The 17,286-nt window shown below is 47.5% G+C and carries 14 protein-coding genes; 2 read left to right on the top strand and 12 right to left on the bottom strand.

The window, feature by feature from the left end:
* Positions 1-334: 334 nt before the first annotated feature.
* The gene (locus CEF13_RS08495) at positions 335-1,036 is read right to left on the bottom strand and encodes a hypothetical protein (RefSeq protein WP_102710284.1); all 702 of its coding nucleotides are present in this window, start codon (positions 1,034-1,036) and stop codon (positions 335-337) included.
* Between the two features lie 531 nt (positions 1,037-1,567).
* On the opposite strand from CEF13_RS08495, the gene CEF13_RS08490 reads away from it, so the two are divergent.
* The gene (locus CEF13_RS08490) at positions 1,568-2,182 is read left to right on the top strand and encodes a TetR/AcrR family transcriptional regulator (RefSeq protein WP_102716284.1); all 615 of its coding nucleotides are present in this window, start codon (positions 1,568-1,570) and stop codon (positions 2,180-2,182) included.
* Between the two features lie 49 nt (positions 2,183-2,231).
* On the top strand, positions 2,232-4,568 hold the full coding sequence (locus tag CEF13_RS08485) for an MMPL family transporter (protein WP_102710283.1): 2,337 nt from the start codon (positions 2,232-2,234) through the stop codon (positions 4,566-4,568).
* Between the two features lie 239 nt (positions 4,569-4,807).
* Here the strand turns inward: CEF13_RS08485 and CEF13_RS08480 are convergent, their stop codons facing one another.
* The 11 genes from CEF13_RS08480 to CEF13_RS08430 all read right to left on the bottom strand — a co-directional run bounded on the left by CEF13_RS08480 (position 4,808) and on the right by CEF13_RS08430 (position 17,143).
* Positions 4,808-5,548 carry an IclR family transcriptional regulator gene (locus CEF13_RS08480; RefSeq protein WP_102710282.1) on the bottom strand — a complete coding sequence of 247 codons (741 nt, stop codon included), beginning with the start codon at positions 5,546-5,548 and terminating at the stop codon, positions 4,808-4,810.
* 52 nt (positions 5,549-5,600) lie between these two features.
* Positions 5,601-6,239: an ABC transporter permease gene (locus CEF13_RS08475; RefSeq protein ID WP_102710281.1), complete on the bottom strand. Its 639-nt coding sequence runs from the start codon at positions 6,237-6,239 to the stop codon at positions 5,601-5,603.
* A gap of 5 nt (positions 6,240-6,244) precedes the next feature.
* On the bottom strand, positions 6,245-7,204 hold the full coding sequence (locus CEF13_RS08470; RefSeq protein WP_102710280.1) for an ABC transporter ATP-binding protein: 960 nt from the start codon (positions 7,202-7,204) through the stop codon (positions 6,245-6,247).
* Positions 7,205-7,271: 67 nt separating this feature from the next.
* Complete coding sequence (locus tag CEF13_RS08465; RefSeq protein ID WP_102710279.1) at positions 7,272-8,177, bottom strand: ABC transporter substrate-binding protein; 906 nt, start codon at positions 8,175-8,177, stop codon at positions 7,272-7,274.
* A gap of 20 nt (positions 8,178-8,197) precedes the next feature.
* Entirely contained in the window at positions 8,198-8,839 is a 642-nt protein-coding gene (locus CEF13_RS08460) for an ABC transporter permease (protein WP_102710278.1), read from the bottom strand.
* A 96-nt stretch (positions 8,840-8,935) separates the two neighbouring features.
* Entirely contained in the window at positions 8,936-10,186 is a 1,251-nt protein-coding gene (locus tag CEF13_RS08455) for a Zn-dependent hydrolase (RefSeq protein ID WP_102710277.1), read from the bottom strand.
* Positions 10,179-11,453: a Zn-dependent hydrolase gene (locus tag CEF13_RS08450; protein ID WP_102710276.1), complete on the bottom strand. Its 1,275-nt coding sequence runs from the start codon at positions 11,451-11,453 to the stop codon at positions 10,179-10,181. Before CEF13_RS08450 ends, CEF13_RS08455 begins: the two co-directional genes overlap by 8 nt.
* 26 nt (positions 11,454-11,479) lie before the next feature.
* Positions 11,480-12,844: a dihydroorotase gene (locus CEF13_RS08445; RefSeq protein ID WP_102710275.1), complete on the bottom strand. Its 1,365-nt coding sequence runs from the start codon at positions 12,842-12,844 to the stop codon at positions 11,480-11,482.
* Positions 12,841-14,391 carry an HAL/PAL/TAL family ammonia-lyase gene (locus CEF13_RS08440; protein ID WP_102710274.1) on the bottom strand — a complete coding sequence of 517 codons (1,551 nt, stop codon included), beginning with the start codon at positions 14,389-14,391 and terminating at the stop codon, positions 12,841-12,843. The genes CEF13_RS08445 and CEF13_RS08440 overlap by 4 nt, the downstream gene beginning before the upstream one ends.
* The gene (locus tag CEF13_RS08435; RefSeq protein WP_102710273.1) at positions 14,391-15,488 is read right to left on the bottom strand and encodes a thiohydantoin desulfurase; all 1,098 of its coding nucleotides are present in this window, start codon (positions 15,486-15,488) and stop codon (positions 14,391-14,393) included. Before CEF13_RS08435 ends, CEF13_RS08440 begins: the two co-directional genes overlap by 1 nt.
* Complete coding sequence (locus CEF13_RS08430) at positions 15,488-17,143, bottom strand: thiourocanate hydratase (protein WP_102710272.1); 1,656 nt, start codon at positions 17,141-17,143, stop codon at positions 15,488-15,490. The genes CEF13_RS08435 and CEF13_RS08430 overlap by 1 nt, the downstream gene beginning before the upstream one ends.
* Between the last annotated feature and the right edge of the window lie 143 nt (positions 17,144-17,286).

Below are 17,286 nucleotides of genomic sequence, written 5' to 3'. Positions count from 1 at the left end.
GGCTAATTCGCATGATCTAGCTCTCATATCTCCATCGTCGGCACCTTTTATGATTTTATGTCACTACTGAATATCCAATTAAAGCCGCGCGGTATTCTTCCTATAAATAGCAAAAACACACTGGCAATGTAGTCTGGTATAATAAATGAACTCAAGTAACCCTTTATTTCCGTCTGTCGATCTCGGATTACCGTAGAAAATCAAATCGTCAGGATGCAGCAGGAAAGCCGAGAAATCGACCTCTATGTCGAGGCCTACCTTCCAGCCCATTCCGACAACAATATCGCCCATGGCAGAATTATTGAAGTTCCTACTCTACTCAAATCGAATACGATCATTGGACAATTCTAGGACTTAATTGTTCATAAATTTGCACGGCTTCCTTCCGCGAAGCTGCAGGTGCAGAAATGATCAAGTCCATTGTTGATTTTGAATTCGTATTTTTATCCAAAGGTTCAAAAACCAGAATGGATAATGTGTTGAAATTTTCAGACATCATCATTACACCTAATGGTTCATGAACTGGCACTCCTTGCTTATTAGTATAGTACATTAAAACATCGCTGCTAGATTGATCATATTTATAAAACGTAATATCAAATAATTGATGTGTTTTCGTATACTCAAAATTATCAACTACAATGGAACCAACAAACTTAGGGTTAGTAAAAAACCTTTTGTACAATTTACCTTTTACGATAATAGTTGTATTTTCTACATAAGCAGGATCACTTGTCCGATATTGAATCGCTGTGAATTCTTTATTCATTGTGTGGGGGATTCCTGATAGCGCTATCACAATTCCGAAGAGCAATGCTATTCCTATCAATAAACTAATGGCTATTAGAATCGGTCTAAGAAAGCCATAGATCTTTTCCCGAATTTTTTGAGCTGCCAAAAACTTATGGTATGCCGCTTCTTTCTCTTCCATTGTTTCACTATCAAATTTTGAAAAGTTCGGATTAACTTCATGCTGTTGCAAACTATTATTGCTTTCCGTAAGATGAGTACTCTTGCTTGCTTCTTTTATTTCCATCACATCATCTCCCAATATTTGCTACATCATATCATCATTCGCTTGGTAAGTGTCAATAGTTTTTATCCAATCACTCCTAAAAGTAACATCATAAAAAAGACCATCGAGAATCTTCTCGACAGTCTTCCTCTTGCATGCTAATTCAATTTAGCAATATAAGATCACACTCATCTCCTCAATAACCAAGAAACTGCTCCTCACTGAATGGCCATTCACCTATATATTGTCATAACCTTGTAATTGGTTCACTCGTTTCATTCTGCTCTTCATATAACCATACGAAAAACCACGCCAAGATGGACGTGGTTGGTAGTTCAGACAGAATAAATGATCTCGTGAATATGGATGACAAGTACCAGCACTATCCCTATTTTTTCAACTCTCGGCTAAGCCATGCTCCTCAACGCCACAAATTCGTAACATATTGCCCATTGTGCATATTTGCCCATTGGGCAATAATATAGACACGGAATTATATTTGAAAAAGCTGCCAGTCTATCTGAAACGAGGTGAACGCTTAAGCGTTACATGATGAACAAACAAAACCTACGCGATATCAAAAGAGAAGCAACCGCGAATGCGCTTGCCGATGCGGCGTTCGCTCTTGCTCTGGAAAAGGGGATGGACGGCTTCGTCGTTGAGGATGTTGTACAGCGCGCCGGTTACTCCAGAAGAACTTTCGCGAACCATTACTCCTGCAAGGAAGAAGCGGTAGCGTCGGCAGCTGTCATTTTTAAAGGCGCCGAAGAAGTCAAGGATTGGATCGAAGGCTTAAACGAGGACATTTCCCCTCCAGACATCCTGTATCATTTGATGAAGATGCAGCTTACTGGCGAGCATATCGGAAAATTGCGACAGCTTGTATTGCTTTCGAAGCAGTACCCGTCGCTTGAGCCATTCATCCTTAGCGGACTGCGCCGTTTGCAAATATCTGCCCAGGAGACATTGAACGAGTTATCCCTTGGACGTTATCCCAATGGGTACACACACCTACTCGCCGGCGCCGTTTATGGGGCCGTGCTGCCCATACTTGACGGCAGCCTGAACGTACTGCTTCCAGGCCAATCAGTTGACGAAAGCCCAGAGGCCGTTACTTTCGATCACTATTTAGACACCATGTTCGATTACTTGCGAAACGGATTCTAGTTCATAAGACTTCACGTTATTTCAACATGCAAAGGAGAAGCATAAACGTATGTCAACATTCCTGTACAGATTGGGTAAGTCAGCCTATACCAGGCCATGGTATTTCATTATCAGTTGGATCGCGATCCTCGGAGTTGTCCTCGCCATACTTGGGGTCAACGGAATACATGTCAGTTCCGATATGAAAATTGAGGGCACGGAGTCGCAGAAGGTGTTAGACCAGTTATCGGCAGAGCTGCCGGAAGCTTCGGGCGGACAAGCCAGCATCGTGTTTACCGCACCAAAGGGTGAACGCCTGGACACGCCGGAGCGCTTGAGCTCCATTAGCAATGCCGTTAATGAAGTATACAACCTTGACTATGTTATTAATGCCGCCAAATTGGCCGCGGAAGCCAATGCTTCGACTGCAGGCAGCATGCAAGGGAATGAAACGGCACAAGGGAACGAAACAGCGCAAGCACCCACTGGTGAAATACCTCCTTTCGGCCCTTTGATGGTGAACGGAGTTCCGGTTCCCGGCGTGATGCTTGCATCTGACGGAAGCGTCGCCCTGTTCCAATTTCAATTCACCGTTCAGCAAATGTCGCTTCCCGAGTCGGTCCCCGATTCCGTTATCAATGCTGTAATGACCGTACAGAAAACGGGTATTACCGCACTACCTAGCGACTCGCTTTCGACCAAGCCTTCAATCGGTTCGACTGAAGCAATTGGTATTGCCGTCGCCGCTGTTGTACTTTTCATGACACTCGGTTCAGTTGTTGCTGCAGGCTTGCCGCTTCTGACTGCTCTAATGGGAGTAGGCATAAGCGTAGGAGGGGCATATGCCTTCTCGAAATTCATCCATATGACCGATCTCACGCCTGTTCTGGCGCTTATGGTCGGGCTTGCCGTCGGAATCGACTACTCGCTGTTCATCGTGAACCGTCAGCGCCGCATGATTCTCGATCAGGGACTAACCGCTCAGGAAGCCGCGAGCAGAGCTGTAGGCACCGCCGGGAGCGCCGTGTTTTTCGCTGGCTTGACCGTTATCATTGCTTTATGCGGCATGCTTGTGATTGGTATTGGCTTTTTGTCCGCGATGGCGCTTGTTGCCGCTTTGGCCGTCCTCGTCAACGTTCTGGTTGCCCTAACCCTGTTGCCGGCTCTGCTCGGTCTGCTAGGTGAACGCATCTGCTCGGCAAAAGCGCGCACGAAGATCAGCCCAACAAATAAATTGTCTAATGGATTCGCATACCGCTGGGTAACGAGCGTATCGAAGGGCCGTTGGCTGATTATTGTTGGCGTTATTGTCATACTTGGCGCAGCTGCGCTCCCGGTCGCAAAAATGGAAATGGGCATTCCTTCGGGTGCTACGGCGAACTTGGATACTGCATCAAGACAGAGCTACGACGCCATTTCAAACGGATTCGGAGAAGGCTTCAATGGGCCACTGCTCCTAGTCGCCAAGCCAAAAGGTGCATCGGACAAAATGACACCTGAAACGCTGTTTGGTCTGGTTCAGGAACTGGGTCAGCATGAGAACGTTTCGCTCGTGACACCTATGGGCGTAAACAGAACCGGAGATATGGCGATTATTAGTCTCATCCCAAAAACGGGTCCGACAGATGCAGAGACCAAAAACCTCGTGCGTGAGATTCGGGCTTCCGATTCGAACATGGCGCAAACGTATGATGTCACAATTGGCGTTACTGGATTTACTGCGATTAACATCGATATGTCGTCAAAGCTGGCTGAGGTGTTCCCGCTCTACGTCGGCATTATCGTCATCCTCTCGCTGATTATTCTGCTGCTCGTATTTCGCTCAATCATCGTTCCGCTAAAAGCTACAGTCGGTTTTCTTCTCAGTGTGCTTGCCACGTTCGGGATCACTACGGCCGTGTACCAATGGGGATGGCTTCACTCCCTCTTCGGCTTCGATACTGGCGGTCCGCTGCTCAGCTTTATGCCGATTATGGTTACCGGCATTCTTTACGGACTGGCGATGGATTATCAGGTTTTCCTTGTCAGCTCTATGCGTGAATCTTACGTCCATGGCCATCATGGAACAGAGAGTGTCATTCTCGGATACAATCAGGCCAGCCGCGTTGTTGTTGCCGCAGCCGTAATTATGGTGTCCGTCTTCGCCGGCTTTATTTTCGCTCATGATATCATGATCAAACAGATCGGTTTCGCACTGGCGATCGGCATCCTTATTGATGCCTTCATAGTCCGCATGGCACTCGTCCCAGCAGTCATGGCTGTATTCGGAGATAAAGCTTGGTGGTTGCCGAAATGGTTAGACCGCATGCTGCCAAACCTTGATGTCGAAGGCGATAAGCTGCTTGCAGAGTTAAAAAAACAGGAAAGTACCGTCGAAACCATGACTAACCCTCGAAAGGCATACTGATTCCAATCGGTCATAATCCTGTAAATAGATAATAATGAGTGACTTATTATGCTGCGACTGCTTACCTGTACTCCACAGGAGAGCGGTCGCTTATTTTTTCTGGAGGCGAAGGTAATATAGAATTCAATTGATGCTGAAAGCTCTTCCCAGTTCTAGTCCACCTCATTTACACGCCAAAAAAAGCGGATCGATTAATTACGTTCCGCTTCACTGCTACATATGCATTTTAACTGAATGTGTTATGCTAGGGCACCCAGCTTGCATGAAATTTGTGACGCAGCAGCCTTCACATGTTCGATATAGACAGGAATCTCCTTCTCACTAAGCCGATGAATAGGTCCCGTTGCCGATAAGCTTGCCACGATTCGCTGCTGCGGATCAAGAATGGGGGCCGCAATTGCAAATGCATCCGTATCCACCTCGCCGAGTGTATAGCAATAACCTGCTTTCCTTATGCTCACCAGCTGTTCCAATAGCAAAGGCTTAGTAGCTTCTTCCACAAAGAGCTTGCACATTTCTTCAATGACCTTGTCATTCTCAAATGCCAGAAGCGTCTTCCCCGAAGCACCTGAATTAAGCGGCAATACTCTGCCGTTTTCAATTTGAAATCTAATTAATCTTGGACTTGTTACATTTTCAATGCAAATGGCTTTGGAACCTGAACGGACGAATAGCACCGACGTTTCATTCGTGAGAGCGGTAAGCTCCTCCATAACAGGTCTTGCGATAACAAGAAGCTCTTTCTCAATTTGCTGAGATAAGCTTCTAGCTAAATCAAATATCCGAAGACCTAATCCAATTTGGCTTCTGCCTTTGCGCTCTACAAAGCCGTTCTTAATGAGCGTTTGAATAAAACGATATGCCGTGCTGTCCGGGATGCCTACCTTCTCCGCGATCTCGCTTACCGTTAGCGTAGAACCTGATTCAGCGAGTACGAATAATATATCGATAGCACGTCCCAACGTTTGAGTACCATTCATCATTACACCTCAAAGTAAAGCAATCATAATCACATTCTCGTGAACCAGTATATCACACTCTTTGCTCCCCGCGTGCTCTTCGAAGCGTTGACTTTTCAACACGCAGCAAAATAATATTAGTCGATAATGCGAGCGACGATACAAGCAGCGTGCCCCACACCATCTTCGGAATGGAGTTCTGATACAAGCCCTCGAACAAAATCCCGCCTAGCCCGCCAGCATTAATCCAAGCTGCTATCGTCGCAATGCCTATCACAGATACTGATGCAATTCTCACCCCGCCAATAATAACTGGCAGCGCAAGCGGAAGCTCGATGCGAACGAATTGCCTCCACGCGCTAAAGCCCATGCCTTTGGCAGCCTCAATAATAGAAGGATCAATCGCTTGAAACCCTGAAATCACGTTGCGTACGAGAATAAGCTGACTGTACACAACCAAAGCAATAATGGCTGGCTTGCTCCCAAGTCCTACGAGCGGAATTAGCAAGGCGAACATGCCTAAGCTTGGAATAGCATAAATAATGCCTAATACAGACAAGACAGGAACCGAGACCCGCCGATGTCCGGATAACCAGTAGCCAAGCGGCAGTGCAATAAGCAGTGCAATAAATAGCGATACAAACGTAAGAAAAATATGCTCTAGCAAAGAAGTTAATAGAAAGTCATAATGGCGTGAAAGATAGTCCAGCATCAGCGTCACCTGCCATTCTGCAGCTTTAACTGCTGGAGCGTTAGCCTGCCAATTAGCTCTTGCTTGTCATTCTCAACGACTACATAAGGAGCATTTTGCTGCAAAAGCGTTTGAAGCACGGATTTCAGGCTCTCACTGGCTTTAACTCGCGGAATGTCATCAGCGACAGCCTCATCTGTCAAGGCAATCATCCGTTCCTCTGCACGAATAAGGTGGAGCTGTTGGAATAAGTCATCCGCTTGGATTAAGCGCGAGACAAATGAGTTGCTCGGATTCGACATAATAGCAAGTGGAGTATCATACTGCTGAATTGTGCCTTCATTCATCACGATCATACGGTCTCCCAGCTTCATTGCCTCTTCCACGTCATGCGTAACAAACAAAACGGTTTTGCCAAGCTCACGTTGGATTTGCTTAAAATCATCCTGCAGCTTCGTACGCGTAATCGCATCAATTGCACCAAACGGCTCATCCATTAGCAATATGGCTGGATCTCCTGCCATCGCTCTTGCTATGCCGACGCGCTGCTGCTGCCCACCTGACAGCTGACGCGGATACAGCTTTTTATAATTTTCCGGAAGGTGAACGAGATCCATTAAATAATCGATTCTCTCTGCCGTTTTCTTACGCTCCCAGCCCAGTATGTCTGGCACGGTTGCAATATTTTGTTCGATGGTCAAATGCGGAAACAGTCCCACCTGCTGAATGACATAGCCGATGCTCTGCCGCAGCTCTGTTACAGGCATGCTTCGAATATCTTTGCCAAAAATCGAAATTGTCCCTGCTGTTGGCTCGATAATTCGATTCACCATTTTTAGCAGGGTCGTTTTTCCACAGCCCGATGCGCCTAAAATCGTCACAAAGGAGCCTTGCGGGATATTAAGACTTGTTTCATTTACCGACGGCTTCCCAGCCTTTGGAAATGTTTTGGACACCTGCTTGAAAATGATTGCCTCGTTGCTCATCACTTATCAACTCCTGTAGGAAGGGGGCTTCCCCATCATGGAGAAACCCCGCTGCTTCAATTATAAATTACTTCTTCACTAGGCCTTGCTCTTGCAAAAACGCTTTAGCAACATCGGCATATTCTTTCTTGTCAATATCAACCTGCGCGTTCAGCTTTTGTACCGTTTCATTATCAAGCTTAGCTGAAATTTTGTTCAAAATCTTTGCGATTTCAGGGTCCTTCTCGTTAAGATCACCACGTATTACAGGAGCCACGAAGTATGGAGGCCAGAAACCTTTGTCATCCTCAAGCAGAACGAGATCCGGGTTAGTCAAATCACCATCTGTTGTAAAGCCAACCGTTACATCCGCTTCGCCATCAAGCGTTACGCGGTATTTAATACCGTAGTCAAACAGCTTAATTGTTTTGAAATTCATTTTGCCATAGAAATCGTTCAAGCCCTTTAAGCCATCCTCACGCTCTTCAAATTCTGGAACAGCAGCCAGGTTAAGCTCAGGTGCTGCCTTCACCAAATCAGAAATTTTGTAGAGGTTATATTTTTCCGCGATTTTTTTGGATACTACAAGACCTTGGGAATCGTTCGCGTTTGTCGGCTCCAGCCAAATCAGATTAAACTTTTCTTTATAGCCTTTAGCGACTTCATCGTATACCGTTTTGGCATCCGAGTTAGGCGGCAATTCCAATACGTTGATCAAGCCTGTTCCTGTGTACTCAGGGTAGAAGTCAATATCGCCTTTTTTGAGAGATTCATGAGCAACAAGCGTACCGCCCAGGTTCAGCTTGCGATCAACCTTGTAGCCTCCATCTTCAAGAGCCAGCGCGTACATTTCACCAAGAATTAATGATTCTGTGAAGTTTTTGGAGCCGACTTTAACGACGGACTTGCCTGAACCGCCATTTGACGAGCAAGCACTGATGACCAATGTTGCACTTACAATCAAACCTGCAAGAGCTAATAATTTTCTTTTCATCTGAAAATACCCCTTTCATATTAACGCTGATATTTGGTTACTAATCTTTCAATTCCCGAAAAACCAATTTCCGATAAAATGGCTAACAAGGCTACGGGGAGTGCTCCGACAAGCAGCAAGGAAAACTTGTACATGCCAAGGCCGTTGATAATGAACGTTCCAAGCCCGCCTCCCCCGATGAATGCGGCCAATGTGGCGCTGGCAATAACTTCTACCGCAGATGTCTTAATGCCGGATAGCAGCAATGGAGCAGCAAGCGGCAGCTCGATTTTTCGCATAATCATTCGCTCGCCCATACCCAGACCTGAGGCCGCTTCGATTATAGCGGGCTCTATCCCCCGAAACCCCATGTAAGTATTAATAAGAATTGGAGGGCAAGCGAGCAGCGTCAAGGCGACGAGTGCAGGTGCAAACCCCGTTCCCATTATAGGTAAAATAATAATTAATACAGCCAAGCTGGGGATGACTCGCAAGGAATTGAAGAGCCCCATAATCGGACCAGTCAACCATTGCTTCTTCGCACACACAATACCTAGAGGCACACATATTACGATTGCAATAAGCAGTGCATAGAAGCTTATGCTCAAATGAACCTTGACCGCTTCCCAAAATCGGTCGCTATTGGCTAGCACATATTCGTATGCACCGACGAAAGCATTCACCCTTATTCCAACCTCCCTTCTCGATTAATTATCATCTATTAATAATGAGTTACCATTATTATTAATCTATATATCCCATTATGTCAATCGGAATTATTAATTCAATTCATTTGCCAGCTTTATTAGCGTTTGCAGGAGTACATTTGCTCCTGCCTCACAATCTTCAGGACTGCTCCATTCGAGTGGATGATGACTAATTCCATCACGCGAACGAACCAAGATTAGACCCATTTCAGTAAGATCATTCATTGCGACCGCGTCATGGCCTGCACCACAGACCATATAAGTTCCAGGCAGCCCGACTTCCTTACAGCTTTCTGCTATTGCATCCACGATGCTCGGAGAGGAACGAACAGGCTGGGCACTGTCTATGGTTCGAAACGAGACTGACAAACCTCTCTGCTGCGCTATAGCTGTTAGTTCGGTCGTAATAGCCAGTTGCATGCTGTGCAGCTTCTCCGCTGCTTCATGCCGCATATCGACAGTAAATACAATCTCTCCAGGGATAACGTTAATAGCTCCCGGAGCCATTCTTAACGTGCCGATTGTAGCAACTCCGCCGTGCTCAACCGCTATTTGTTCAATAGCTAGCAGTTGAGCAGCTGCGGCTGTCAGTGGATCTTGCCGCAGCTTCATCGGAGTTGTTCCTGCATGGTCTGCACGCCCGCGTACAGTCACTTCAAGCCAGCTGTGCCCATAAATCGCTGTTGCTATGCCAACAGGCGCATCCTGTTCCTCCAAAACGCGGCCTTGCTCAATATGAAGCTCCACATAAGCTTTAATAGATTCGCGGCTGCGGCTAGCGAACGCTGCTCCATAGGGATCCAAGGTGGCATATTCCATAGCTTCCTTGAGTGTAGTACCCTCCGAATCGGTCAGTTCCAGCCAGCTCTCATTCCATTGCCCAGTCATCGCTCGACTTCCGAAATAACCGGCGCCAAAACGGACACCTTCTTCGTCCGTAAAGCAAATCACCTCTAAGGGTCTAAAATGTTTAATTTCTTGTTCTCTAATCGTACGCAGAGCTTCTATTCCGCCAAGCACGCCAAGCGCGCCATCGAATATACCAGCTTGAATGACCGTATCGATATGTGACCCCGTAGCGATTGCTCCTGCATCAGACGCCTCGCCCTCAAGTCGACCGATCAGATTGCCTGCTTCATCTTGTCTAACATGAAGCCCGGCATCCTCCATCTGACGAATGATAAATTGTCTCGCTATTAATTCCTCGTTGCTGAGTGAAAGCCGTGTAACGCCGCCATTTACGTCGATGCCAATTTGTCCTAGCTGCTCAATGGATGCCATCAGCCGCTGTCCATTGATCTGTGCAAGTCCCGAATTAGTCATCCTGCCACCCGCTTAAATCAGCAGCATCAAACCATAGCAAAGCTTCTCCAAGAGCCTGCGTTCCTGCTGCTACATCCTGAATATCCGTCCATTCCTCCGGACAATGGCTTCTGCCATCCTTGCTTGGAACAAAGATCATGCCAATTGGAGCAATTCTAGCCAGTTGGTTCGCATCATGACCCGCTCCACTCGGCAAAGAAATAACCGGAGCTACAGATGCGCATGCCGCCAGCACCTGTTCCAATACCTGCTCTTTGACGATAACGGCATCCGATTTCGATAAGCATTCAAACGACAAATCCAGTCCGCGCCTTGCAGCAATGTCAGATGCCTCATCCGCAAATGCCGCATACACAGCATCAGATATCTCATGATTAAGTGAGCGTATTTCGAGATCAAATCTAACCAATCCCGGCACTACGTTAGAAGCATTGGGCTCGTTCGTTAGTTTGCCAATCGTGCCAACCGCATCCTTCGCATAGTGCAAGCAGTGACGCTCAAATGCTAGGCCAATCTCACAAAAGCCCGCTAATGCATCATGGCGAAGCGTCATTGGCGTTGTTCCCGCGTGATTCGGCGCTCCTGATATTTGAACACGGTAACGATGTATGCCAACAATGCCAAGAACCGCGCCAAGACGATTTCCTGACTGCTCAAGCACAGGGCCCTGCTCGATATGCAGCTCTAGATAAAGCGCAACATCACCGGGCTTCCTCGCCTGTATATTTAGCAGACTGACATCACCGCCCTGCCGATTAATCGCATCGGCAAGCTTTAGCCCCGTATCATCGCGAAGCTCTAGCATGGTTTCCGTCAAATTCCCAACCATGCCTCTGCTTCCAATCGTCGAAATGCCGAACTCACTTGGTTCTTCCGCAGTGAAATCAACAATTTGCAGCGTATGACGAAGCCGCTTTCCAGATTCAAGAAGCAATCGAGCGATTTCAATACCGGCAAGCACGCCGATAATGCCATCAAAGCGCCCACCGCCCGTGACCGTATCGGTATGAGAGCCAATCATAATTGGAGCGAGTGCAGGATCGCTCCCAGGCAAGCTGCCAATCAAATTAGAGGCGGCATCTATAGACACCGTAAGCCCTGCTTCCTGCATTTGCTCAATCAGCCAGCGCCTTCCGCTGTCATACTCGTCAGTGAATGGACGGCGCGTCCAGCCTGGCTTGGACGGGTTAATAATCGTTGACAGCTGCTCAATATTCGCTTGCAGCCTGGATATATGAGGTATCAGCCTGTCTACATTACTCTCCATTTCCAACCCCTTCTCTCTACAATGACTTAGGCAATATGCTCTGCTCTTACAAATTCACCATGACCAGCCTTGCCTACAATAACTCCCGCTTCATATACAACAGTTCCTCTTACCAAGGTATGAGAAAGCTTCCCTTGCATCTTCATGCCTTCATAAGCACTCCAGCCAGCACTAGAATGAAGCTCCCGCTCATCCAGCGTCCATGCAACGGTTGGATCAATAATTGCGAGATCGGCATCATAACCTTCCGCCAATCTTCCTTTGCGATGACCGAGTCCAAACACATCAGCAGGCCTTTGACTAAGCAGCCTCACCATGTCCATAAGCGAAATCCGTCCCTTGGCAACGCCTTCACTATAAATAATAGGAAGCAAATGCTCGACACCTGGTGCACCCGAAGCATTGTTGAAAATATCAGCATCCGATTTACGCTCAATCAGCCAAGGCGCATGATCAGATGTAATCATATCGATTGCTCCTTTTGACGCAAGCTCCCAGAGACCGGAAACATCCGATTTCGCTCGCAGCGGAGGGTTGATTTTCCCCTTCGCCTGCAGCCTGGGCATATCTTCCTCGCTAAGCGTCAAATAATGCGTACATGTCTCCGCGGTAATTTTAGCCCCAAGCGAGCGGAAGTAATCCGCCAGCTGAAAAATACGAGGATACGTGCAATGATACAAATGCAGCTTGACCCCCGTCTCGTAAGCAAGCTCCATAGCGGTCAGGGCAGCCACAGATTCACTGACCTTCGGCCTACTCCACACATGCGCGCGGGGATCATTTCCTTCAGAACGATATTTATCGATATAACGCCTTACTATTTCATCGTTTTCTGCATGAACGCCAACAGGACAGCCGGTTTCGGCTATGACCGCAAAGGAGTCTAGCAGCTGGCCATCGTCAATGCGCGGAAACCGAAAGGAGTCCGTATTGAACATGGATACCTTGAAGCCGCAGGCTCCTGCTTCTGCAAGCTGCCGAATATGCTCGTAGCCATCCTGCTTATGTATCGTAACGAGCATCGCCATATCAACAAGCGATTGCTGCTCAAGCTGCTTCCTCTTTTCATCAAACAAATCCAGTGTACAGATCATGCCCGTAGCATCATACGGCATTTCAATGATTGTCGTTACTCCGCCTGCTGCCGCTGATGTGCTTGCCGTTGTAAAGCCTTCGTCCAATGAGCTATAGCAATGAACATGGGCATCCACAGCGCCGGGCAGCACGAAGCTTCCTTCTGCGTGAATCACCTTATCTGCTGTCAGATCATCAGCATCCTGTCGACCGATGTTGATGATCTTGCCGCCTTTGATTCCAATCACCGAATCATATAACACTTCATTCGGAAGCACGAGATTTCCATAAACCAAAAGATCATAATGCTTGATCATGATTCGCTTCTCCCTTCCAAATAAATTCCTTTGCGCATCAGATGATATACAGCATCAATATCAGGGGTTAAAGGGCGATCCTCCGTCAAAGTAGTCACAACACTGCGGATTTGGGCATACAAAGCGGCCGATCCTTTGCCTAAAGCAGACTGCGAGCCGCGCAAATCAATCGCTTGAGCCGCTTGCATGGCTTCCATGCCAAGAATGTAAAGTAAACGATCAATGATATCAGCTGTCTTCCGTATAACGAGCGGAGTGTTGTTGGCGTGATCCTCCATATCACCCGCAATGGAGAAGTAATCAGCCGAGACCGGATTAGACAGCAGCCGGATTTCGGCATCTATGGAAGTATAGGTTTTCTGAAGCGTGCCGAAAGCAATCGTTTCTGCATTTGGAGCTAGGAAACGTTCAAGACCTGTAAAGGCAGGCGTTCCCAGCTTCAATGAGCGGTAGCAGGATATTTTCGATACATGGCTTAATGCAATAGCTACCATCTCAAACGCAATGGTCCATGAGGTGACGTCGAAATTAGACGAGGGAATGACCCTTCTCTCCTCAATAAGGACGCATGGATTATCATCTGATCCGTTTAATTGAATAAGAAGCAGCTTTGAAGCATACGCCAGCGCGTCACGAGCTGCGCCATGAACATGACAAGCACTTCGAAAGCTTAGCGGATCTTGAATTTTATTGATTTGATCCTCTTTCATCGATGTACTGCCCTGCAAATTGCGCCTTACATTAGACGCGCTCTCCGCCGCTCCCTCGAAGGGTCTCACCTCGAACAATGCTGCTTCATGAGGAAGGATGCAGCCTTGAAGCGCTTCAAGCGACAAGGTGAAAACAGCATCAGCAGTATCCAGCAATCTTAGAGCTGCTGCTGCGGTCAAAGCGGCACTGCCTGATGACAGTGCATTGGAGCTTACAATCGCAAGCGCATCCTTTGGTCCAAGCTGCAGGGGTGTGAGCCCTGTTGCATCAAAAGCAGCTTTTGCAGACATTGTTTGACCTTTATAAATCACGTTTCCTTCGCCAATAATAGCTAATCCAATATGAGATAAAACGGATATATCTCCGGCGCCAATAGAACCGCGAGACGGCACAATCGGGTGGATCGCTGCATTAAGCAAATCCCGGTACATCCATACAATTGCCGGCTGCACCCCTGTACATCCCACCAGCAATGAATTCAAACGGGCAACCAGCACCGCTCTTACCTGCTGCTCTGAAGCAGCAGGCCCTATCGCAGCAGAATGAGAATAAATGAGATTTCGATTAAATCTTTCATACATCTCCGCGGTAATCTCACGGTCCTTATTTTGCCCGACGCCGCGATTAAGTCCATAGATGGGTATGCCTTCTGCAGCAAGCTCATGAATGAGCACATGCGCTACCTGCACCCGTTCCATTGCCTGCTCAGACAGCTCCACCCGATACCCGTCAATGGCTATGAGCTCAAGCTCGCGAATAGTGAGACTATGCCCATCAAGAATAATGACTTGCTCAGACGGCTGTTTCAGTTCTCCTGCTTCTATTTTTCCGTCCATTATTCGATGCCCTTAAGACCATATACAGCAAGCGGAATGCCCAGCGCCTTCTCTACCTCTGGATATACGGTAGGGTCCTTTACGCTAGAGCTAAGCGGAACATGCTGCTTGTCGATAGCAAGCAAGGAAAGCTCCATGCCTTCCTTCACGCCGCCTACGCTAATCGGCAGTCCTGTAGCTGCTTCAAAGGTTGTAATGACATCTGGATAGGTTGTCAATCGATTGCCTTCCGCATCATCCACAGCCATATATTCGTTCATTACATGCAGCGTTAACTCGCCGCCTTGGCCATCTGCCATTGTAATGGTTCCAATATCAAAGGCTCCAGAGTAATGAACATCCTTCTTTAACACAACGCCTCTACCGATCATCCGACCGTTCGTTTTTTCACATACGGTCTCCATAATCGCTTCAGCACCAATCGCCTCTGCCTCGATCATGGCATAGCCAAGCTCAATCGCTATCGAGATCCCGCCGATCGCAGCATGCTCCTTCACATAAGAAGCTGGAATAGGATGGCGCGCAGAGGCGATGAAACCTCCTGACATATCAGATGCCGTCCGCAAAATATTAGAGGTTTTCGCAGGTGTTCCCTTCACAACCAGCTCAAGATAAGAGCCTGTATCCCTTCTTCCCCCAACGGCAACCTGAATCGTCTCATAATCGGTACGAGATGCCAGACCCATCGAGCCCATTTTCCCTGTCGGATGCGCGCGGATATCGCCAGTTGCATCTACGACAACAAGCCCAAGGGCAGCAGCAGGAAGCCAGCCATTAATCGTGCTCGACATGCCGTTTTGCGGCGTCATAACGCCAACAACCTTGCCATCGTAGTTTTCCATCAAGAGCTCAACCGCTTTAATATAATCAATGCCTCGCATTTCCCAGTCTCTTCCTGCTGGTGCGCCAATTGCAGTCGCCGTAATAATAATGGCATCATCTGGAAGCTCATCAACCGAAACTAGCTTCGGCTTGCCTATACCTACCGCCGCGCCGCCAATCTCCAATCCATGATCAACCCAGCCTCCGCCGCCTGCTGCGAATACGGATCCTCCTCTTACTGCCGCACGCACATCTGCTATAGTCAATTCCCGCATTATGCATTCCCCTTCCGATTTGTATCAATTCTTCGTATGCCTTTTTTGCTTACTTCATCCAGCGCTTCTTCATAGCCTGCGTCCGCATAACGCATGACGCCAAGTCCCGTATCATTATCCAGCGTTGTTTTCAATCTCAAATCTGCATCCGTCGTTCCATCTGCAACAAGCGTTACGCCAGCACTGGTCATGTAGCCGCTGTAGCCGCCCCCGCCTGAATGAATCGCCACAAGATCAGCCATTGAAGAACAGTTGATCATTGCATTCAGCAGCGGCCAGTCCGATATGGCATCACTGCCGTCTTTCATATTCTCAGTCATAATATTAGGATGTGTCATGGAACCTGCATCTAGATGATCACGAGAGAAAGCAATTGGCCCACTCAGCTCACCTGCTTGCACCATTGCGTTAACGGCTAATGCCAGCTTTGTCCGGTCACCATGACCGAACCAGCCAATGCGTGCTGGCAATCCTTCAACCGGCACATACTGGTTCGCTAGTCGAATCCAATTGACAACGACCTCATTGTCACTGAAATGCTCCAATATATATTGATCAATTTTCTGAATATCGCTAGCTTCTCCGCTGAGCGCGACCCAGCGGAAAGGACCAATGGCACGCGAGAAAAGCGGTCTAAGAAAAGCCTCCGTAAATACGGCGATATCAAAAGCATCCTTAACCCCATTTTGCACCGCTTGTGAACGGATGTTGTTCCCATTATCAAAGACAATTGCGCCTCTTCGTTGAAATTCCAGCATCGCTTCCACTTCGATTGCTATTGAAGCGCCTGCATCTGCCTGAAGCTGATCCGGTGCAGTTTTGCGCATCTCCGCAGCCTTCTCCAAGCTGTAGCCGGATGGAATGTAGCCGTACATCAGATCATGCGCCGATGTCTGATCTGTCACGATATCAGGCTGAATCCCTCTACGAATCAGCTCCGGATAAATATCTGCAGCGTTGCCAAGCAGTCCAACGGATAAGCTCTCTTGTCTCTCGCTAGCTTCTTGAATCCACTTCAGCGCTTCATCAAGGCTTGCTGTCTTCCTTTGCAAATAACCAACTTCAATGCGTTTATCAATTCTAGCTTCGGAAACCTCCACGCATAAAATAACCGCATTTGCCATCGTGCCCGCTAATGGCTGTGCTCCACCCATTCCGCCCAAGCCGGCAGTCAAAATAAATTTCCCTGATAGACTGCCGCCGAAATGCATTCTAGCGATCGACTGGAATATTTCGTAAGTACCTTGAATGACGCCTTGAGAACCGATGTATTGCCATGCTGCAGCTGTTAAACCGCCCCAAACGATTAAGCCTTGCTCTTGATATTTATAGAAATTATCGCTTGTTGCCCATCTGCCAACAATGTTGCAATTCGCCATGACAACGATAGGGGCATATTTATGTGTTCGCATAATACCGATTGGCTTACCTGATTGAATAACAAGCGTTTCATCTTCTTCCAACGATTTGAGTGTGTTGACAATGGCATGATAGGAATCCCAATTGCGCGCCGCTTTGGCAAGCGCTGCATACACGGTAAGCTCCTGTTGATTTTCACCATTTTCGAGTACATTCTCGAGCATCCGCAGCAGTGCTTCCTGTCTCCAGCCTTTGCACCGCAGCTCGCCGCCTCTGGCAGCTAAAATTCTATCCATGTCCACTTCTCCTTTTTATCATTATTCAATAATCATTTTCTATTTATCAATAAATTAACAAACGTTTCCTCTCTAGTCAACACTATTTTGTTAAGAATACGTCAGATTAAGTAACGCAATAGGAATTAACTGCTTTAATGATA

This window comes from Paenibacillus castaneae (assembly GCF_002884445.1).
In the GTDB taxonomy this organism is placed as follows: Bacteria; Bacillota; Bacilli; order Paenibacillales; family Paenibacillaceae; genus Pristimantibacillus; species Pristimantibacillus castaneae.
Note: the sequence above shows the minus strand (reverse complement) of the source record. Positions and strands in the feature narration are given on the sequence as shown.